The organism is Pyxidicoccus sp. MSG2 (assembly GCF_026626705.1).
Classification (GTDB): domain Bacteria; phylum Myxococcota; class Myxococcia; order Myxococcales; family Myxococcaceae; genus Myxococcus.
In genome coordinates this window covers 6,556,497-6,576,305 of the sequence record NZ_JAPNKC010000001.1, presented here as the reverse complement: position 1 = coordinate 6,576,305, position 19,809 = coordinate 6,556,497, and the positions used below count along the sequence as shown (strand labels likewise).

The following is a 19,809-nucleotide window of genomic DNA, read 5'->3' as shown; positions in this document are numbered from 1 at the left end:
CCCACGGCGCCCGCAATTCCCACGGCTTGACGCCCCGCCGGCACACCGGGAGTCTTGTGCGCGATGACCCGACCCGCCAGCCTCGTCGCGCTCCTGCTGCTGCTCCCTTCCGCCGCGCTCGCCGCACGGCCCACCGTGCTCCGTGCGCAGCGGCTCTTCGATGCCCGCTCGGGCAAGGTGGTGTCACCCGGAGTGGTGCTGGTGCGCGACGGTCGCATCGAGGCCGTGGGCTCCGGGGCCCCATTGCCGAAGGACGCGGAGGTGGTCGACCTGGGAGACGCCACGCTGCTGCCCGGCCTCATCGACGCGCACGTCCACCTGGACTCCGAGCGGAGCGATGACTACCGGCAGGACCAACTGGACTCGCTCCAGAAACCGGTGGCGGAGCTGGCGCTGGAGGCAGGCGAGCATGCGCGCCGCACACTGCGTGCGGGCTTCACCACGGTGCGCAACCTGGGCTCCGCGCACGTCATCGACATCGGCCTGCGCAATGCGGCGCGAAGCGGGATGCTGGAAGGGCCGCGCGTCATCGCCTCCGGCGCCGCCCTGGGCGCCACGGGGGGCCACTGCGACACGCACGGCTTCCGCGAAGGCGCGCTCGCCGAGGAGTCCGCGGGCGGTGTCGCGGACGGACCCGACGCGCTGCGCGGCCAGGTGCGCAAGGCGCTGAAGTACGGGGCGGACGTCATCAAGGTGTGCGTCACCGGCGGCGTGCTCTCCGAGGGCGACGACGTGGACGTGCCCCAGCTCACACAGGCGGAGATGGACGCGGTGGTGGACGAGGCGCACGGCCTCCGCAAGAAGGTGGCCGTGCATGCCCACGGCGCCACCGGGGCGAAGCGCGCCATCCAGGCGGGGGCCGACTCCATCGAGCACGGCACGTTCCTGGACGAAGAGGCGTTCCGGATGATGGCCGAGCGCCACACCGTGCTCATCCCCACGCCGCTCAACCAGCGCATCTACGACGAGCAGAAGGCGCGCGGCGCGAAGTTCCACCCACGCGTCTGGGAGAAGATTCAAATCGCCGCGAAGGCCCGGCGCGAGTCGATGCGCCTCGCGCTGGCGCGGAAGGTCCGCATCGGCTTCGGCACCGACGCGGGCGTCATCCCGCACGGCCGCAACGCGGAGCAGCTCGGCATCCTGGTGGAGTACGGCATGAGCCCCACCGACGCGCTGCGCGCCGCGACCACGGTGAACGCGGAGCTGCTCGGGCTCTCACAGGAGCTGGGCAGCCTGGAGCCCGGCAAGGTGGCGGACGTCATCGCCGTGCCCGGCGACGTGCTGCGCGACGTGCGCGCCACCGAGCGCGTCTTCTTCGTCATGAAGGAGGGCCGGGTGGTGCGGCACGACGCGGCGCCCACCACCGCGGCCTCGAACAAGTAGCGTCCGTCAGGGCGCGGGCTTCGGGAAGGCGACCGGGCTGCGGTGGCCGTCCTGGTCCACCGCGCGCACGCCGAAGAAATAGTTGTCCTTCGACATGCCCGGCACGGTGTAGGTCGTCACGTTGCCCACCGGGAGCACGTGCGTCCAGAGCGCCTCGGTCGTCTCGCGGTAGACGATTTCGTAGCCCGCGACGTCCGGCTCGGGGTTCGCGTCCCAGGCCAGCTCGGTGTCGTTGGTGAGCTTCGCGGTGATGATGCGCGTGTTGGCGGGGACGGCCGGCGCACGGGCGAGGGCCGTGAGGGCGGCGGCGTTCACCCGGGCCACCCGGGTGATGTACGCGAAGTCCACGAACTCGGGCAGGTCGCCGAAGACGGTGCCGTTCTCACTGCGGACGTCCTGGTGCTGGTGGGCGTAGTTCTCGTGCGGCTCGGTGAAGCGCAGCGCCGCGTAGCCCTGCTGCAGGAAGGGGATGTGGTCCCCGCCCCGGCGGTAGCGGTCCCTGCGGTAGATGATGTTCACCCGCATGCCGGTGGCGCTGTTCTCCCCCACGTCCTTCACCAGGCGCGCGAGCTGACGCGAGGGCGAGTCGTTCTCTCCACCCACCGAGCGGCGGGTGTTGGCCTCCGCGGGCGTCTCGGCCGTGGGCACGCCTTCCGCGAAGACGCGCACGGTGAGTGGATCTCTCGAGCCGTCATCCGCGCGCGAGCTTCCGACGATGTCGTTGGTGAACATGCCGGCGATGTTGCGCCCCGCCGCCTTCGCCTGCGTGGCGAAGTACGTTGAGCCGTAGAGCCCCTGCTCCTCCCCCGCGACGGCCATGAAGACGATGGTGGCGTCGAACTCGCGCGTGGCCATGACGCGCGCCATCTCCAGCACGACGGCCACTCCGGAGGCGTCGTCATTGGCACCGGGCGCGTCGCAGGTGGGGTTGATGGGGTCTCCGCACATGGAGTCGTAGTGCCCGCTGACGACGTAGACGCGGCCCTCGGACGCGGCCTGCTTCCCCTTCAGCGTGGCGACGACGTTGGTGATGACGGTGGGAACGGGGATGCGCGAGGCGGGCTCCTGCACGTAGCTCTGGAGTTCCACCGTCATGCGTCCGCCCGAGGTGGCGGCGATGGCCTCGAAGCGCGCGCGGAGCCAGTCGCGCGCGGCGCCGATGCCGCGCGCCGGGTCGTTCTGCACGGAGAGCGTGTTGCGGGTGCCGAACGAAACGAGCGTGCGAATGGTGCTCTCGACGTTCTGCTCCTTCATCTCGCGCAGCATCTCCCGCACGTCGTGCGGCACCGGCCTCGCTGAGCGCTCGTCGTCCCTTCCCTGCGCCGTCTCCGGCTGCGTGGCGCTGGCAAGCCGCGTCCCCCGCGAGGCGTCAGGCCCGGCGCACCAGGCGAGGAACGGGACGAGCAACACACACGAAGCGCCCACCACACGAGAGACATTCCGGACGGACCGCATGGCGCCCGGGGCCGGGCGCGCTTCAACAGGTCGGCTCACAGTCTTCTCCTCGGGAAACGGGCCCGTCCGCGCCGGCACGCACGTGCGCGGGCGACAGGCCCGGACAGCGGCGGGACGGTAACACCTCCGTGGATTTCAAGAAGTCACAGGATTCCCTGCTGCAATGCGGCAGCGTCGTCCCGCACGCGCGTGACGCGGAGAATTCGCGTGGCGCCATCATCTCGACCCGCGTGGCGCACGGGTGCCCGCGTGCTTGCAACGTGTGCGCCCTGCCGTCATGGTCCGCGCCAGCACTGCCCCCGTCACGCCCATGAGCTTCTCGCCGCCCGTCACCTCTCCTTCGGATGTCCTCTCCGTCCTGCGCGAGCGCGGCTACGCCGTCCTCAGCCGCACGGGCCTGTGCGAACTGGTGCACACGCCGGCTCCCGAGCTCGACGCGCTGCTGCCGACGTGGAACGACCTGCCGCTCGACGGGTACCTGCGGGACGGTGGGCGCTATCGCTCGCGCCGGCACTCGTGCTTCGTCGTGGATGGCGCCTCCGTCTCCCAGGTGCCGCACCGCGCGCACTGGCAGCCCGTCGAATACAACGCGCTGCACGGCGGGCTGGAGCGCTGGTTCGAGCCGATTTCCCCGGGCGTCATCTCGCAGCCCGCGTGGTCCCGGCTGCTGAGCGAGTTGGGCGTGTGCTGCTCCGCGCTGAAGGGGGCGCGGCCCTGGTACGTGGAGGCGCATCAGTTCCGCATCGACACGACGGATGGCATCGGTCGGCCGACGCCCGAGGGCGCGCACCGCGACGGCGTGGACTTCGTCGCCGTGCTGCTCACGGGCCGTGAAGGCATCAAGGGCGGCGAGACGCGCGTGTTCGAGGCGGCCGGGCCGAGCGGCATCCGCTTCACGCTCACCGAGCCCTGGTCCGCGCTGCTGCTCGACGACGAGCGTGTGATTCACGAGAGCACGCCCATCCAGCCGCTGGGCGGCACGGGACACCGGGACACGCTCGTGCTCACCTTCCGCGCGAAGGGCTTCCAGGGACCCTGACGCCACAGGGATTGCTGAGACGCGCCATGCGTGAGCCACCTCGTCCGGGCCCGCGGGTTTGTGCGAGCCCCGCCCCGCCGGTATGACGCCGGTGTGACGACCCCTTCAAGAGTGTCCCTGCTGGAGAACGTGCGCGGCGTGCTCATCGCGCTCGTGGTGATGGGGCACTCGCTGGAGCCGCTCATCGCCCGCGAGCCGCTGGCGCGAGCGCTCTACACGGCCTTCTACCTGTTCCACATCCCCGCCTTCGCATTCCTCTCCGGGCACCTGTCGCGCGCGGAATGGAGCCGGAAGGCCCTGGCCAACATCGCGTGGTCGCTGCTCGCGCCGCTCGTCATCTTCCAGGTGCTGTACGTGGCGTTCGACGCGTGGGTGCTCGGCAGGGGATGGAGCCGCACGTGGCTGCTGCAGCCGTACTGGCTGCTCTGGTTCCTGTGGAGCCTCGCGTGCTGGCGGCTCGTGCTGCCGCTGCTTCGCCGCCTGCCCATGCCGCTGCTGCTGTCCGTCATCGTCGCCGTTGGAGCGGGCCTGCTGCCGTGGGTGGGCTATCTCTTCGGCCTGTCGCGGACGTTCGTGTTCCTCCCCTGCTTCGTCGCCGGCCACCTGGCCCGGAGGGAGTGGCTGCTGGGTGAAGGCCCGCGCCACCGCGTACTCGCCGCGGTCCTGTTCGTCGCGCTGGGCGGCGGCGTCTGGGCGATGGCCTCCGAGACGCTCGCCGCTCCGAACCCGCAGTGGCTGTACGGCAGCGCCAGCTACGCGGCGCTCGGCGTGGCCCCGCTCACCGGCATGGCGACACGACTCGCGCTCCTCGGCTGCGCGCTCGCGCTCACCTGGTCGCTCTTCCGGGTGTGTCCCCGAGGCGACAGTGTCCTCACCCTTCTGGGCGCACGGAGCCTGCCGCCGTTCCTGCTGCACGGCTTCGTGGTGCGTGGAATCGAGAAGGCCGGTGGCTTCTCCGTGCTGCACGGGGTGCCCGGCGTCCTCCTCTCGCTGGCAGGGGGCGCGGTCCTCGCGCTGCTGCTCAGCCACCCGTTCGTCGTGGGTGTCACACGCCCACTCTGGGAGCCCCGCCGACTCTTCGGTCGGGTGTGAGACAGACCACCGGTCCGCAAGGACCCGGTCTGTGCGCGTGTATAAAGGATGCGGGCTTCCAATACGTAACGTCCCCGCTTCCCCCAAGCGCGAGGTGTCGTCATGGGTCCTCCCCTCACTCCCGTTGTGTCCCCCCGCCACGCCGTCGTGTGCGGGAGCAGCATGGCCGGACTGCTCACCGCGGGACTGCTCGCACGGCACTTCGAGCGCGTCACGGTGGTGGAGCGGGATGGCCTGGAGGACACTCCGCTCGCACGCAAGGGCGTCCCGCAGGGCACGCAGACGCACATCCTGCTCAAGCGCGGGATGGACATCGCGGCGGCCATCTTCCCCGGACTCATGGAGGACCTGCAGGGCGTTGGCGCCCAGGCCTTGGACATGGCCGCCGACGGCGCGTGGCATGTGGCCGGCGTCTGGCGCAAGCGCGTCCCCAGCGGCGTCACCATGTACTCGCAGACGCGGCCGCTCTTCGAGTGGCGCGTCCGCTCCATGCTCGCGGCGCTCCCCAACGTACGCATCCTCGACCGGCACGACGTCACGGGCCTGCTGCACGTCGCGGACGGCACCCGCGTCACGGGCCTGAAGGTCCGCGCGCCCGGGAGCACCGAGGAGACGCGGCTGGAGGCGGACCTGGTGGTGGATGCCAGCGGCCGGGGAAGCCGGATGCCGCAGTGGCTGGAGGCCCTGGGCCAGCCGCGCGTGGAGGAGACGCGCATCCAGATTGACGTCGGCTACGCCACGCGCCTGTACCGCATTCCCCCGGGCTTCGACGCGGGGTGGAAGTCACTCATCGTCTCCGCCGAGTTCCCAACGAATCGGCGCTTCGGCACCGTCATCCCCGTCGAGGGAGGCCGGTGGACGGTGACGCTGAGCGGCTGGCTCAAGGACTACCCGCCCACGGACGAGGAGGGCTTCCTCGCGTATGCGCGCTCACTCGCGCAGCCCCACCTGTACGAGGCCTTGAAGCAGGCCGAGCCGCTCGGGCCCATCCTCAGCTACCGCTTCTCGCACAGCCAGTGGCGCCACTTCGAGCGGCTGCCCCGCGTCCCCGAGGGGCTGCTGGTGGTGGGGGACGCGTTCTGTTCGTTCAACCCCATCTATGGCCAGGGCATCACCTCCAGCGCGCTGCTCGTCGAGGCGCTGGGCGAGTGCCTGCGCAAGGGACTGGACGGGCTGTCGCGCCGCTACTTCGAGCGCGCTGGCCAGCTCCTGAAGGTGCCCTGGGCCCTGTCCACCACCGAGGACTTCCGGCTGCCCGAGCTGGCCGACATGCGGCCCCCGGGGAGCAGCTTCCTGTACTGGTACGGCGAGCGGTTCCAGCGGCTGACCGCGACGGACGACGAGGCCGTGCGGACGTTCATGGAGGTGATGCACATGCTCCGGCCGCCGACGTCCATGTTCTCGCCGAGGCTGTTCTGGAAGGCGCTGACCTCGCGGCCCGTGTCGGCGGTGCTGCCCCCAGCCCCGAAGCCGCTCCCGGTGCACGTCTCCAAGGCGGCGTGAGTCCCGCGCTCAGGCCCGCAGCGCGTCGAGGATGGACAGGCGCGCCGCGCGCAGCGCGGGCAGCAGCCCGCCGATGAGCCCCATCAGCGTGCCGAACAACAGCGCGCCCACGACGATGCCCGGCGTGGGCGTGAAGCCGAAGCTCACCTCGGCGAAGGTCTGGAAGTTGAGCGTGCGGATGTGAATCCACCGCGTGGCCAGCGCCCCCAGCGCGCCGAGCACCCCGCCCGCGGCGCCGAGCATGGCGGACTCCGCCACCACGCTGGCCAGCACGCTGCGCCGCCGGAAGCCCACCGCGCGCAGCATGCCGAGCTCGGCGATGCGCGTCGCCACCTGGGCGTACATCGTAATCATCGCCCCCAGCACCGCGCCCACGCTGAACACGAAGGACACGAACAGGCCCAGCACGCGGATGAACGTCGCCAGCCCGCTGGCCTGGTCCTCCCAGTATTCAGGCTCCGGCTTCGCCTCCAGCGTGAAGCGCGGGTCCGCCTCCACGCGCTTCACGAAGGCCTCCATCGCCGCGGGGGAGCGCAGCCGCACCAGCGCGGAGCTGTAGCCGTCCCGTCCGAAGGCCGCCCCCAGGCGCGTGGCGTCGCCCCACAGCTCGGACTCGAAGGCGCCGCCCCGAGCCGCGAAGACGCCCACCACCGGCCAGCGCTGCTGGGCGAAGCGCAGCTCGCCGCCCGGGGTGGCGTCCGGTGAGGAGCCGACCAGCGCGCGGCCCAACACGACTTCATTCGTACCCGGCCGGGGCCTGCGCCCGGAGACGAGTTGCACCTCCGGCCGCGCCGTGAAGCTCTCCGCGCCGATGCCTCGCGCGGTGGTGTTCATCTCCTGGGTCCCCCCGCGAGGCAGCGTCACCAGCACCACCAACTCTCCAGACACCAACGGCGCGCCGTCCGGCCCGGACGCCACCGCCGGGTCCGTGGTGAGGATGCGCACCGCGTCCCGCTCCACCCCGCTGACCAGCTCGCCGGTGGCGCCCTTGCGCAGGATGACGGCGTTGGACGCATCTCCGCCCGAGGCGAGCGCGGACTCGATGCCATTGGCCAGCATCAGCACCGCGGAGAAGACGAACACCACCAGGCCCAGGCCCACCACCGTGAGGCCGGTGGACAGCCGGCGCGCCCAGAGGCTGCGCGCGTTGTAGAAGAGCGGCACCATGGCTCAGGCCACCTTCCTCAGGCCTTCCGCCACCGGCAGGCGCACCGCGCGCAGGGCGGGCCCCACTCCCGCCAGCAACGACACCACCACCGCCGCGAGCGCGGACACGACGAGCGTGCGCCCCCGCATCACGTTGTCCGGGAGCTGGCCGAACTGCGAGGCGATGAGCCGCGCGAAGCCATTCACCAGCGACGGCGCGGCCAGCACGCCCAGCGCCGCGGCCGCGAAGCCGATGACGGAGGACTCGGCCAGCACCAGCATCACCACCGTGCGAGGGCGGAAGCCCATGGCGCGCAGGGTCGCGATGTCGCGCGTGCGCTCGCGCACGCCCATGGCCAGCGTGTTGCCAATCACGAGCAGGATGATGAGCAGGATGACGGTGGACACCACCTTCACCGCGGTGAGGATGGCGGACGACATGGCCACGAAGCCGAGCTGGAAGGCCTTCTCGCTCTCCGTCTTCGTCGGGTACGGGCTGTTGTCGAACATGGCGTCGATGGCCGCCGCCACCTGGGTCGAGCGCGCCGGGTCATCCACGCGCACCGCGTAGATGCCGACCTGGTCCTTCATGGCCTTGGGCAGCCGCGTGCTCTCGTTGAGGCAGCGGTAGCCGAACATCAGCGCGGTGGTGTCCGTGCTGGGGCGCGCGCCGGTGTAGATGCCGCGCACGTTGAACGTCCAATCACCAGGGTATATCTGCCCCTTGAGCGTCACCCGGTCTCCGGTCTTCCAGCCGAAGCGCCGGGCCAGCTTCTCGCCTATCAGCGCGCCGCACGGGTCGCTCCGAAAGGCGGACAGCTCCGCGGGCGTGGTGACGAACTCGGGGAACACCCCGAGGAAGGTGCCGGGGTCGACGGCGAAGTTGGCGAAGAAGTCCTTCTGCGTCTCGCCCAGCGTCCCACCGAACCACTCCTGATGCGTCACGGCGGTGACGCCAGGCAGTGCGGCGATGCGCGCGTAGTAGGACAGCGGCAGCGGCTGGGTGATGGCGACCTTGTTGCGGACGATGAGCCGGTCCACCTGCGCCGCCTCCGCGCCGAAGTAGAAGATGTCGATGACGGTGCGCAGGAAGATGAAGGCCGTCACACCCACCGCGCCCGCGAGGATGGTGAGCGTCAGGCGCAGCGGGTTGCGCAGCAAATCGCGGCACGCGAGCCGCACGTAGTTCACTGGAGCACCCCCTTCTCCAGGTGGTGCACCCGCTCGGCCCGCTCGGCGGCGTGCGGGTCGTGCGTCACCATGACGAGCGTCTTGTGCAACTCCTGGTGGAGCACCCCGAAGAGGTCCAGCACGCTCTCGGCTGACTTGCGGTCCAGGTCCCCGGTGGGCTCGTCCGCGATGATGAGGTCCGGGTCGGTGACGATGGCGCGGGCGATGGCCACGCGCTGCTGCTCGCCGCCGGACATCTGCGGCGGGCGGTGGCTCACCCGGTGAGACAGCCCCACGAGGTCCAGCGCGGCGGCCACGTGCCGGCGCCGCTCGACGCGCGACAGTGACGTCAGCAGCAGCGGCAATTCCACGTTCTCCGCCGCGGTGAGCACGGGGATGAGGTTGTAGAGCTGGAAGACGAAGCCCACATGGGCGGCGCGCCAGTCACTCAGCTCGCGGTCGTCCAGCTCGGCCAGGTTGCGGCCGGCCACCTCGACGATGCCCGTGGTGGGCCTGTCCAACCCGGAGATGAGGTTGAGCAGCGTGGACTTGCCGGAGCCGGACGGGCCCATGAAGGCCTCGAAGGCGCCGGTGGCGATGGACAGGTCCACCGCCTCCAGCACGGGCACCTCCACGGTGCCGCGCCGGTACGTCTTGGACACGCCCTCCAGACGGACCATGGGGAGCGCGGCTGGGACGACTTCGAGGCTCATCCGCTCCCCGCTTCCACCTTCACGCGCCGGCCCTCGCGCAGCCGCCGCGAGTCCGGCGCCACCACCACCTGCGTCCCCGCGGGAGGCCCCTCCACCAGCGACACCTCCTCGCCCACGCGTGCGCCCAATCGCACCGGCTGCCGCGCGAGCCGCCCGTCCTTCACCACCCACACCGCGGGTCCGCCGCCGTCCTGCACCACCGCGCTGGAGGGCACGCGTGAGGACCGGGCCTTCGCGTCCAACGCGTCGGGTGGCAGCGGCTCGCGGAGGAAGGACACCTTGGCGCCCATGTCCGGCAGCGCTCCCTTGGGGACGGACTGGAAGCGGACCATCACCGTGGCGGTGGCCTTGGAGCGGTCGATGGCGGGGCGAACCGTGGCCACGCTCGCGGAGAAGGCGCGGTCGGGGAAGGCATCCAGGAAGATGAGCGCGGGCTGCCCCGGCTGGATGCGGGAGAGCTGCTCCTCGCTGACCTCGGCCTCGACTTCGAGCGCGTCCAGGTCCACCAGCTCGATGATGCCGCCCAGGTCGGTGCCCTCGAGCGCGGCCGGCGCGAGCATGGCGCCCTCGTCCGCGAGCTTGCGTGCCACCACGCCGTCGAAGGGCGCCCGCACCACGGTGTGCGAGAGCTGCAGGCGCGCGCCCTCGCGGACGCGGACGGCGACACCGAGCCGGGCGCTGGCGGCGTTGAGCTCCTCCTGGGAGGCGCTGCCGGCGGTCTCCACGTCGAGGAGCTCGGCGCTGGGGATGACGCCCTGCTTCGCGAGGTTGCGGGTGCGCTCGGTGGTGCGTCGGGCGTTCTGGGCCTGGGCGCGCGAGGCGGCGAGCTGGGCCTGGGCGGCGAGGACTTCGGCCTCGGCGCGGTCGAGCGCGACGCGGGCATCGCGGTCGTCCAGGCGGGCAATCACCTGCCCCTGCTTCACGGGCTCGCCCTCCTCCACGGTGACGTCCACCAGGAGGCCGGGAATCTGCGGCGCGATGACGGAGCGGCGCCGCGAGTCGACATAGCCGGCGGCGGACAGCTCGGTCTGTTGCTCCCCCGGGAGTGGCTCGCGGACCTCGGCCACGTGCACGGTGGGAGCGCGACGGGAGAGGGAGACGCCGAGCAGGGTGAGGACGGCGAGCAGGAGCACCGTGGGGATGAGCCAGCGCATCCGGCGGTGTCGCTTGAGGGGCGCGGCGGACCGGTCGATGCGGAGTGTACTCAGTGGTGTCTGCGCCGGTGCTTCGGCCACGGCTTCCTCCCGAGCAGGGCTACGGACTCTCGGGAATGAAGGTAGGAAGACACGACGCGTGGTGCTGTTGGCGGTTGGCGCCTTCCCTGGCCTCTGGAGGAGGAAGGGGCGCTTCCACGGTGGCCTGCCGGTGACGGAGTTGCTTCAGCGCACCGGCAGCTCGCGGAAGGTCAGGCCGTCCAGTTCGAAGCGCTCCACGACGTCCTTGAAGCGCTCGGTGACGATGAGCACGGTGGCGAAGTTGCGCAGGCGGAAGAGGTCCAGGTCCGTGGGGAGGGAGGCTCCGTCGAGGATGGGCTCCTTCGGCAGGCTGAAGCCATGACGGCCGCACTTGGGGCACGGTGGGGGCGTGCTCTTCGGGATGCAGTCCGCGTGCAGGAGCCCGCGCGGTTCGATGTGCAGGTCGAGGAGCTCCGGGACGCCCTTGGGGCGGAAGAGCATCTCCGTGCGACAGCCTCGCAGGCCGCGGAGTCCCTGCGCCTGCACCAGTTCCAGAGCATCAGGCCGGACAAGCAAGGTGTCTCCGTACTGGTTGATGAATGCGGAGAAGGGACCTCTGGCCTTTCCCACCAAAGGGCCGAACAGGGCTCCGGGTCCCAGTGGGTGGTCCGGAGGGAGCAGTGGACGGACCTGGTCGCGCAGGCGTTCGAACTCCTCGAAGTCTTCCTCAAGGTAGGCCCTCGATAGCTTCTTCGCGACAGGAAGTTCGGAGAGGTCCACCGCAGGGTAGTTGAGCCCCCCTCTGGCCCAGGTTGCCTTGCAAAGAGGGCAGGTGATTCCTGGCAGGCTCCACTTGCGCCTGGCGTTGTAACTGCCCTTCTGGCGCATGTAATCCGCGAGTGGGAGCGTGAAGAACCGGGGCATGTCTCAGTACTCGATGGGCGGGCCTACCAACAGATGGTAGGGCAGGATGGGGCCTATCAGGTTGAAGCGAATGATCAGTTCCCGCGCGTATCGGTACATGTCTTCCTTGGTCGCGAATTCGTGCGCATTGAGGAAGTTCCGCCACGCCAGGTTCCAAGGCCCTCCACTGGGACCTTTGTGGATGCGATGGTGGGTGTCGATGTCGAGCAGCATGGTTTCTTTGTGAATGTTGATGCCTTGTTGCTCGAAGCGCTGCCGCAGCCCCTCTTCTCGTGGGAAGATGTGGTGCTTCTCCCGAGGCTTCGTCGCCAGCGCCTGCGCCATCTCCAGCAGCCGCCTCTGGCTCGGCAGCAACTCCCGCCCGTACCAGCGGATGACGAAGACCGGCTCAGACTGACCCGGCGTCACCCACGGGTAGCCCCAGTTCCGCTGCGGTGACTGAACCGCGCTCGGCGGAAGCACGAAGGTGCCCCGCGTCCGCACGATGCGCCCCGGTTCGGGCGGCGCGTCCTCACAGCGGAAGAGGCCGCACGCATCCCCCGCACAGAGGAACGTGACGCAAGCGCCCTCATCCAGCCGGGTGTACGCCTCCGGGTACTCCGCCACGTCCCGCTCGACAGAGGACGCCGGAGTCGACGCGCACGACCACAGCACCGCGCACAGCCACAGCCAACAACTCCAGCGCCACATCAGGACTCCCCAGCCGGCCCCGAAGCCCAGGCCGGCCGGAGGTCATATCAGGCACTGCAACCCGGTTACTTCTTCCCGTACTCCAGCGGAGTCCCCTTCCGCTTCGCGTAGATGTACGCCTCCATCGCGCGCATCTTCGGGTCGTCATCCGCGAGCGGCTTGCCGCGCACCGGGTTCTCGATGCACCAGTTGATCATGTCGCGCAGCAGCGCCACGCGACCGAGCTGCACCTGGTACTTCGGATACGTCTCCGGGTGCGTGTTGGACGCGTCCGGGTGGCACATGTCACACGACACGGCCACCGTGCCGCCCAGCAGTTCCGCGTCGTGGAACACGCGGTGGCCCTCCTCCACGAACGCCTGCGTGGACGCCGCCCAGATGGCCTCGTCCCGCTGGGAGAACGCGCCGTAGGTGTGCCCGTCCTGGAGGTTGGCGCCCTGCTGCTTCTTCACGTCCTTCCCGCCGCTCTCCGGCTTCACGCCGCCGCCCACCATCGTCCCTCCGGACGACGGCTTCTGCGGCGTGGCAGGCACCGCCGGCGGACTGCCCGGCGTCTTCGGCGGCGTGGGCGCCTGCGCAACGACTGGCGCCGGGTCCCAGTTCGCGTCCGGGTTCTTCTTCAACCACTGCTCCATCAGGGCCCCCGACACGCGCTGTGCCTGCTCGCGCGTCAGCTTCTGCCCCTCCTTCACGCCGTCCACCTCCAACGAGGTGACGCCGTCGCACAGCCCCACCACGAGGTCGCCGTCCTTCGAGGTCGGCACCGCATGCTTCTTCACCTCGGGGGCGGCGGAGTCCTCGCCGGCCAGTGCCACACCGCCCGCGAAGGACAGGAGCGCTCCCGCGCCTACAAGCAGCTTCATCCGAATGGTCATGGTGTCCCCTCGCGCTCAGTAGCTCGGCAGCCTGGTCCGGGGCGGCGCATCCTGCTTCCCACCCGACGCGAGGTAGCTCGCGCGCACGGTGACGGGGTTGCGCTCCCAGAGGTTGTACAGCTTGTCCACCAGCCCCGACTCCAACACGTCCATGCGCCCGTTGCCGCACCCGTCGAACTGGCTGAACGGGTCCGGCCGGTTCATCTGCACCGTCAGCTTCGGCAACCCCTCCGGCGCGTACGGCCACGGCCACGCCGTGGACAGCATGCCGTGGAAGCTGATGTTCCCAATCTGGTTGCTCAGCAGTTGGTGCGTGTGCCCGTGGATGACGGTGACCTTCTCGAAAGGCTTGAGGAGGGCCTGCACGTCGTCCGCGTCGTCCGTCCAGAAGTTCCAGGGCCGGTAGTACTTGTAGAGCGGCGAGTGGCTGAAGACGATGAGCGGCGTCTTCTTGTCCACCTTCGCCAGGTCCTGCTGGAGCCACGCGCGCTGCTCGCCGCCCACCTCGAAGCGTGACTGGATGCCATTGTCCAGGCCGGCGACAATCTTCATCCGCTCCATGGGCGTGAGCTTCCGCTCCGTCCAGAAGTCCTTCTCCAGGATGGAGTTGAGCACCACGAAGTGCACGCCCTTGTGGTCGAACGAGTAGTTCGGCGGGCCGAACAAGTCGCGCCACAGCTCGCCCATGTCGAGGAACCAGTCGTGCTCGCCCACCATCATCTTCACGGGCGCCTTCAGGTTCTTCAGAATCTGCGCGCCCAGCTTCAGCTCGACGGCCTGCCCGAGCTGCGCCAGGTCACCGCCGAAGAGGACGAAGTCCGGCTGCGGGTCCAGCGCATTCACGTCGTCCACCGCCTTGAGGATGGAGCGGACGAAGCGGTCATTCAGCTTCTGGTCATACAGGTGCGTGTCGGAGATGTACGCGAAGGAGAAGCGCGGCTTCGTCCCCTGCGCCTCGGCCACGTTGACGAGCTGGAAGCTCTGCGGCGTCCTCAGCCCCATTCCGGCGACGATGCCGGCGGAGATGCCCGCCACCCGCATGAAGGCCCTGCGGTCCAGCTTCTTCAAGTCGTCGAAGAAGGCGTCGCGCTCCTCGTGGTGCTTCGTCTCGATGCTGCGGAACTTGTTGCCCATGAGCGACCTCCTCCTCAAGGCTTCTTCGTCGAAGCGGGCTTGGCGGACACCTCGGTGCCGTACACACCGATTGCCGCGGGGTTCTTCACGTTCAGGTCCGGGTTGGGAGCCAGGTCGCCCAGGTTCCCCTTCTTTCCCGTGGCCACGGCGGTGTCGCGCTCCGGCCGCTGGCCCTTGCGGGCGCGCTGCTCGGCCAGGCGCTTCGTGCCCTGCGAGGCGAAGCGCTCGTCGGTGAGCGTGAAGAGGAAGGCCACCATGTCGTCGATTTCGCCCTCCGTCAGCCCCAGCCGCTGCATCCCCCCGTCCAGGTACGGGTTGGGCACGCCGCCCTTGTTGTAGTGGTCCATCACGTCCCACAGCGTCGTCAGCGAGCCGTCGTGCATGTACGGGCCGGTGATGCCGATGTTGCGCAGCGTGGGCGTCTTGAAGGCGCCCACGTCGTTCTCCTGCTTCGTCACCAGGAAGCGGCCCAGCTCGGAGAAGTTCGTCTGCAGCGCCAATTCGTCAATCTGCTTCTCGTCGCCGGTGCGAACCACCTTCAGCGCCTCGCGCGCCATCTTCACGAAGTCCTGCTTGTGCGCGGCGATGCCGATGTTGTGGAACTTCTGGTCGCTGAACAGCGGCGAGACGACGTTGCCCGCGTGGCAGGTGTTGCAGCGGGCCTTGCCGTTGAAGAGCGCCCAGCCGCGGCGCTCGGACTCGTTGAGCGCCTTCGCGTCGCCCAGGATGAAGCGGTCGAAGCGCGCGTTGCCGGAGTAGAGCGTGCGCTCGAAGGCGCCGATGGCCGCCGCCAGGTCGTCGTAATTCACGTCCCGGTTGAAGACCTTGCGGAACTCGGCCTGGTACTCGGGGATGGCCTTCACCTTGGCCACCACCGCCTCCGGGTTGGGCTGGCCCATCTCGCGAGGGTTGAGGATGGGCAGCTTCGCCTGGTCCTCCAGCGTGCTCGCGCGGCCGTCCCAGAACTGCGAGGCGTTGAACATGGCATTGAGGATGGTGGGGCTGTTGCGCGTCACCTTCTGCGCCTTCACGCCCTCCGATACCGGCTTGCCGTCCGTGAAGCCGAACTTCTCGTCATGGCAGGTGGAACACGACACGGAGTCGTCCACCGACAGGCGATTGTCATTGAAGAGCTTCTGGCCCAGGGAGACTCTCTCCGGCGTGGGCTCGGCGCCCGCGGGCACCGACAGCTTCCACAGCACGGGCGACACACCTGGCGGCAGGTCGGCTGGAGGTGGGGCGGCTTGCTTCGGGGGCGGTTCCGCGTGCCCGGTGAGGGCATACAGCAGGACGGCGAGCGGCAGGGCAACGCCGGGCGGCGTTCGCATCGAGTCCCTCCCTACCGACCACATGCGCACCACGAGAAGTTCACGGTGCGGGGGCCGGAACGAGTCTTCCCGGAAAAAACCATTGTCCTGGAGTCGGGTCCAGACTCTGGGGGGAACGAGTGTCGGCCACTGAAGGGTTGCCCATGCAGGAGGCGTCAGATGGTGGACCCGGGAGAGCTGCGCGAGGGAATGACCGTGAAGGACCTGCAAGGGCGGAGGCTCGGCACGGTGGTGCACGTGGGAGACACGCACTTCGAATTGGAGCAGGGCTCACCGGCGCAGCGCGAGTTCATGGTGCGCTTCCACGCGGTGGACCGCGTGGAGCACGGCGAGGCCTTCCTCCACCCCGGCCACGGCGTCCAGGTCCCCGTCGAGGACGCGGGCGTGGCCGCTCAGCCCTGACGTCCGGGCAGGCGCAAGTCCCGCGAGCGGAAGAGCAGCGCGGAGGCCGTCGCGGGCGCGAGCACCGCCGCGGTGATGACAGCCCAGTCCACCGGGCCGCGCGCCCGCGCCACGTTGAACGTCGTGGCCTGGACGAAGGTGAGGCACGCATCCGAGGCGGTGAGCATTCCCAGCGCCGTGGCCAGTGAGTCCCGCCAGCGGCGCACCAGCGAGAAGAGGCCCACCGACAGCCCCACGTCGAACAGCACCCAGCCCCACTGCACCGACAGGGAAGGAAACCAGCGCTGGGTGACGGGGAGCGCCAGCAGCGCCGTCCAGGGCACCAGCAGCAGGGCCAGCGCATGCACCAGCAGCCGGGGACGCCGCAGCACCGTGGCCACGCCGAAGCGCACCAGGCTGCCCCGCGCGAAGGCGCGCAGCGCGTCGTACAGCGCGGCCGGCCCGCCGTTCGGCTCGGGCCAGGCCACGTGGATGGGCACCCAGGTGTCGGGGCGGAACTTCGCCTTGAAGGCGCGCAGGCCCTCGAAGTCGAACAGCGGCCGCCCGCACACGCGCGCCAGCCGCAGCCAGGGCCGCACCGGCCCGGACAGCGGCGCCAGCCCCAGCGTCACGTAGCGCCGGCCCTCCGCCGCCGCCGCGCGCATGGCCGCGTCCACCAGCGTCTCCGCCGTGCCGTTGGGCGCCTCGGGGTCTCTCAGCAAGTCCTGGAGGAACCAGCCCTCGCGCGCGTACACGGGGGACACCGCGAGGAAGCCCACCACCTTCCCCTCCACCTCGGCCGCGAAGGCGCGGCGCTCGCGCGCGAAGGCGTACGGGCGCAACTGCACCAGGAAGCCCATGGGGGCCATGCGGCGCGACGCCAGCCACCGCGACTTGAGCCCGTCCAGCGCGCGGCGTGTGGGGTGCGTCGGGTCCTCCAGCACGGGCGCGGGCACCTCGCGCACCGTCACGCCGTGCTTGCGGGCGCGGCGCAGTTGCTCGCGCAGGTTGCGGCTGCCGCGCACCACCTCGTCCCAGTGGGTCGGGTCCCACACGGGCTGCTCGCCCACGGACAGGGCCTGCATCGGCACCAGCTGCGTGAAGCGCGGCTCGGTGGCGAAGAAGCACACGCGCCGCCCTGTCGCGCGCGCGGCCTCCTGGAAGCCGGCGACCACCGCGGGCAGCCGCTCCGGCGAGGCGATGGGCCCACCCGCCGCCACCCACGCGCCGCCCGTGTCCACGTAGGCCACGCACGCGTCGCCCGCCGGGTCGAACCAGTAGCAGAAGCCCGGCTGGAGCACCTGGAAGGACGTGGCGTTCCACCCGTACTGGCGCAGCAGCTCCAGCACCCGCGCACGCTCGGCCTCGGCCTCTGTGTCCGTCCGCTTCATGCCGGCTGCGGCCCCGTCCGCCGGGGCCCGCCCACGCCGCGCTCCATCCGCCGCGAGTCGTCCAGCCGGCGCCGGTTGGCGCCGAGCAGATCGCTCCGGGTGAGGATGCCCACCACGCGTGTGGGCGCCTCGCGGTGCACCACCGGCAGCCGGCCCACGCCCTCCTCCACCATCAGGTCCGCCGCCTCGCGCAGCGAGCTGTCCGCGTACGCCACCGCCGGGGCACGCTTCACCAGCTCACGGACGCGCCGGCCCGTGGCCTCCCGCCCGTCCAGCAAATCCCTCCGCGTGACGACGCCCACGAGCTCTCCGCCCACCACCACCGGGAAGCCCTGGTGCGTGGTGCCCGGCACACCCGTGGCGAGCCACGCCCGCACCTCCTCCAGCGGCCGGTCCGCCTCCAGCGACACCACCGCGCGCAGCCCCACGTCACGCACCAGCGCCTGGCCCAGCGCATCCACGCCGTACTCGGTGAGGACGCGCCCGCCGCGCCGGGCCAGCTTCTCCGTCATGATGGAGTGGCGCATCAGCAGCGCGGACACGAGGTAGGCCGCCGCGCAGCCGCCCAGCAGCGGCAAGAGGCCCATGGGCTGGCGTGTCGTCTCGAAGGCGAACACCACCGAGGCGAGCAGTGCGCGCGACGCGCCCGCGAAGATGGCCGCCATGCCCACCAGCGCCGCCACCCGGATGTCCACGCCCAGGCCCGGTGCCACGTACGTCGCCAGCAGGCCCAGACCGGAGCCCAGCCCGCCGCCGAGCGTGAACAACGGCGCCAGCGTGCCGCCCGAGGTGCCACTGCCCAGCGCCACCGACCAGGAGATGAACTTCAGCACGCAGAACATCACCATGGCCGTGCCCACGAAGCGCCCGGAGAGGATGTCCTCGATGTTGGTGTAGCCCACGCCCAGCGTGCGCGGGGAGAAGTAGCCCACCACGCCCACCACCACCGCGCCCAGCGCCGGCCACCACATCCAGTGCAGCGGCAGCTTCTCGAAGGCATCCTCAATGGCATACACCGCCCGGGTGACCAGCGTGGACGCCACGCCCACCACCGCGCCCAGCACGATGTAGAAGGCCAGCGCGGCGCCGCTCGGTGACGCCAGGTCCGGCATGGCGAAGGCCGGCGCGCCGCCCACGAAGGCCAGGCGCACGCCCGTCGCGGTGGCGGTGGCCAGCGCCACGGGGATGACGGAGCGCGGCCGGTACTCGAACAGCAACAACTCCACCGCCAGCAGCACCGCGGACACGGGTGCGCCGAAGGTCGCCGCCATGCCCGCCGCGGCGCCCGAGGCCAGCAGCGCCTTGCGCTCGTCCGCCGTGACGCGCAGCAACTGCCCCAGCAGCGAGCCCAGCGCGCCGCCCGTGGCGATGATGGGCCCTTCCGCGCCGAACGGACCGCCGGTGCCAATGGCCACCGCCGACGACAGCGGCTTGAGGAACGTCATGCGCGGCGGAATGCGGCTCTGGTTGTAGAGCACCTGCTCCATCGCCTCGGGGATGCCGTGCCCGCGGATGGCCCGCGAGCCATAGCGCGCCATGAAGCCGACGATGACGGCGCCCACCACCGGCACGAGGATGCCCCACACGCCCAGCGTGTTGTCCCCGGGGGACACCGGCGCCACGGAGAGCCGGCCGAAGTAAGCCAGGTTGGTGAAGAAGTGGATGAGCGAGCCCAGCAGCTGCGCCACCAGCCCCGCCGCCACGGCCAGCACCACCGCGAGGGCGCTGATGTAGACCACCCGCCGGTCCACCGGCTCCATCGCCCGGGGCGCTCGCACCCCGGCGAGCGTGGGGCCCATGGATGGGGCCACGGGCAGCTTCTCCCGCGCCTCGGGACCGGGGCCCAGGCCCTCCTCGACGCGCGTTACTTCAGGCCGCTCCATTCAGCTTCTCCTTGCGCCGCTTGCGCGGCTTCGGCTCGTCCTCGAAGAGGAACGGAGCCTCGTTTCCATCCAGTCCCAGCTCCGCCACCAGCGCGGACAGCCCGCGCGCCAGTCCCTCACGGACACCAGGCTCCAGCTTCCGCAGGCCGGCGATGAGGAGGGCCTGGGCCATGGGCGGGGCCTCGCGCAGCAGCGCCCGGCCGGCCGGCGCCAGCGCCACCTCCACCCGGCGTCCGTCCTCCGGCGAGGGCCGTCGCGTGACGAGCCCCCGCTCGATGAGGCGTGCCACCACCACCGACACGCTGCTCTGGTGGGTGAGGGTGTGCTCGGCCAGGGTGTTGATGGAGCAGGGCCCGGCTTCCGCCAGCCGCTGCAGGACGAAGAGCTGCGCGCCGCTGATGCCCACCAGCCGCTCGGACGCCCGGGCGGAGACGCGCAACAGCCGCACGAGGCGGCGGACGCCGTCCATCACCTCCCGCACCTCGCCCTGCTCCACGCCCGCGCCGCGATTTATATGGGAACCCATG

The 19,809-nt window shown here is 70.6% G+C and carries 18 protein-coding genes; 5 read left to right on the top strand and 13 right to left on the bottom strand.

The genetic code is table 11. From position 1 onward, the window contains the following. Window positions 1–63: 63 nt before the first annotated feature. Entirely contained in the window at window positions 64–1,383 is a 1,320-nt protein-coding gene (locus tag OV427_RS25905) for a metal-dependent hydrolase family protein (RefSeq protein ID WP_267858844.1), read from the top strand. Window positions 1,384–1,389: 6 nt separating this feature from the next. Here OV427_RS25905 and OV427_RS25900 read toward each other — a convergent pair whose 3' ends face one another. Continuing rightward, entirely contained in the window at window positions 1,390–2,793 is a 1,404-nt protein-coding gene (locus OV427_RS25900) for a M28 family metallopeptidase (RefSeq protein WP_267858843.1), read from the bottom strand. 355 nt (window positions 2,794–3,148) lie between these two features. Between OV427_RS25900 and OV427_RS25895 the strand changes: the two genes are divergently transcribed. From OV427_RS25895 to OV427_RS25885, 3 genes are all read left to right on the top strand, one after another. After that, window positions 3,149–3,877 carry a 2OG-Fe dioxygenase family protein gene (locus OV427_RS25895; RefSeq protein WP_267858842.1) on the top strand — a complete coding sequence of 243 codons (729 nt, stop codon included), beginning with the start codon at window positions 3,149–3,151 and terminating at the stop codon, window positions 3,875–3,877. 111 nt (window positions 3,878–3,988) lie between these two features. Continuing rightward, window positions 3,989–4,969 carry an acyltransferase family protein gene (locus OV427_RS25890; protein ID WP_267858841.1) on the top strand — a complete coding sequence of 327 codons (981 nt, stop codon included), beginning with the start codon at window positions 3,989–3,991 and terminating at the stop codon, window positions 4,967–4,969. Window positions 4,970–5,071: 102 nt separating this feature from the next. Further along, window positions 5,072–6,472, top strand: a complete 1,401-nt coding sequence (locus OV427_RS25885; protein WP_267858840.1) for an FAD-dependent oxidoreductase — start codon at window positions 5,072–5,074, stop codon at window positions 6,470–6,472. A gap of 9 nt (window positions 6,473–6,481) precedes the next feature. Here the strand turns inward: OV427_RS25885 and OV427_RS25880 are convergent, their stop codons facing one another. The 9 genes from OV427_RS25880 to OV427_RS25840 form a co-directional block, all read right to left on the bottom strand. Further along, window positions 6,482–7,639: an ABC transporter permease gene (locus tag OV427_RS25880; protein ID WP_267858839.1), complete on the bottom strand. Its 1,158-nt coding sequence runs from the start codon at window positions 7,637–7,639 to the stop codon at window positions 6,482–6,484. A gap of 3 nt (window positions 7,640–7,642) precedes the next feature. Further along, the gene (locus OV427_RS25875; RefSeq protein ID WP_267858838.1) at window positions 7,643–8,809 is read right to left on the bottom strand and encodes an ABC transporter permease; all 1,167 of its coding nucleotides are present in this window, start codon (window positions 8,807–8,809) and stop codon (window positions 7,643–7,645) included. Further along, window positions 8,806–9,501, bottom strand: a complete 696-nt coding sequence (locus OV427_RS25870; protein WP_267858837.1) for an ABC transporter ATP-binding protein — start codon at window positions 9,499–9,501, stop codon at window positions 8,806–8,808. Before OV427_RS25870 ends, OV427_RS25875 begins: the two co-directional genes overlap by 4 nt. Next, the gene (locus OV427_RS25865; protein ID WP_267858836.1) at window positions 9,498–10,736 is read right to left on the bottom strand and encodes an efflux RND transporter periplasmic adaptor subunit; all 1,239 of its coding nucleotides are present in this window, start codon (window positions 10,734–10,736) and stop codon (window positions 9,498–9,500) included. Before OV427_RS25865 ends, OV427_RS25870 begins: the two co-directional genes overlap by 4 nt. Before the next feature lie 144 nt (window positions 10,737–10,880). Further along, the gene (locus OV427_RS25860; RefSeq protein WP_267858835.1) at window positions 10,881–11,600 is read right to left on the bottom strand and encodes a double-CXXCG motif protein; all 720 of its coding nucleotides are present in this window, start codon (window positions 11,598–11,600) and stop codon (window positions 10,881–10,883) included. Between the two features lie 3 nt (window positions 11,601–11,603). After that, on the bottom strand, window positions 11,604–12,290 hold the full coding sequence (locus OV427_RS25855) for a TIGR02269 family lipoprotein (RefSeq protein ID WP_267858834.1): 687 nt from the start codon (window positions 12,288–12,290) through the stop codon (window positions 11,604–11,606). Between the two features lie 65 nt (window positions 12,291–12,355). Further along, on the bottom strand, window positions 12,356–13,153 hold the full coding sequence (locus tag OV427_RS25850; protein ID WP_324289990.1) for a cytochrome C: 798 nt from the start codon (window positions 13,151–13,153) through the stop codon (window positions 12,356–12,358). Between the two features lie 27 nt (window positions 13,154–13,180). After that, window positions 13,181–14,299: a metallophosphoesterase family protein gene (locus tag OV427_RS25845; protein ID WP_267858832.1), complete on the bottom strand. Its 1,119-nt coding sequence runs from the start codon at window positions 14,297–14,299 to the stop codon at window positions 13,181–13,183. 14 nt (window positions 14,300–14,313) lie between these two features. Further along, window positions 14,314–15,627, bottom strand: coding sequence for a cytochrome-c peroxidase (locus OV427_RS25840; protein ID WP_267858831.1), 1,314 nt, complete (start codon window positions 15,625–15,627; stop codon window positions 14,314–14,316). A gap of 159 nt (window positions 15,628–15,786) precedes the next feature. Between OV427_RS25840 and OV427_RS25835 the strand changes: the two genes are divergently transcribed. Next, complete coding sequence (locus OV427_RS25835; RefSeq protein ID WP_267858830.1) at window positions 15,787–16,029, top strand: DUF2171 domain-containing protein; 243 nt, start codon at window positions 15,787–15,789, stop codon at window positions 16,027–16,029. Here the strand turns inward: OV427_RS25835 and OV427_RS25830 are convergent. Genes OV427_RS25830 through OV427_RS25820 form a run of 3 tightly spaced genes read right to left on the bottom strand, consistent with a single transcriptional unit; the run spans window position 16,020 to window position 19,808 of the window. Further along, entirely contained in the window at window positions 16,020–17,399 is a 1,380-nt protein-coding gene (locus OV427_RS25830) for a bifunctional lysylphosphatidylglycerol flippase/synthetase MprF (RefSeq protein ID WP_267858829.1), read from the bottom strand. The genes OV427_RS25835 and OV427_RS25830 overlap by 10 nt on opposite strands. Then, window positions 17,396–19,282: a chloride channel protein gene (locus OV427_RS25825; protein WP_267858828.1), complete on the bottom strand. Its 1,887-nt coding sequence runs from the start codon at window positions 19,280–19,282 to the stop codon at window positions 17,396–17,398. The genes OV427_RS25830 and OV427_RS25825 overlap by 4 nt, the downstream gene beginning before the upstream one ends. Continuing rightward, window positions 19,269–19,808 carry a MarR family winged helix-turn-helix transcriptional regulator gene (locus tag OV427_RS25820; protein ID WP_267858827.1) on the bottom strand — a complete coding sequence of 180 codons (540 nt, stop codon included), beginning with the start codon at window positions 19,806–19,808 and terminating at the stop codon, window positions 19,269–19,271. Before OV427_RS25820 ends, OV427_RS25825 begins: the two co-directional genes overlap by 14 nt. Window position 19,809: the final 1 nt, after the last annotated feature.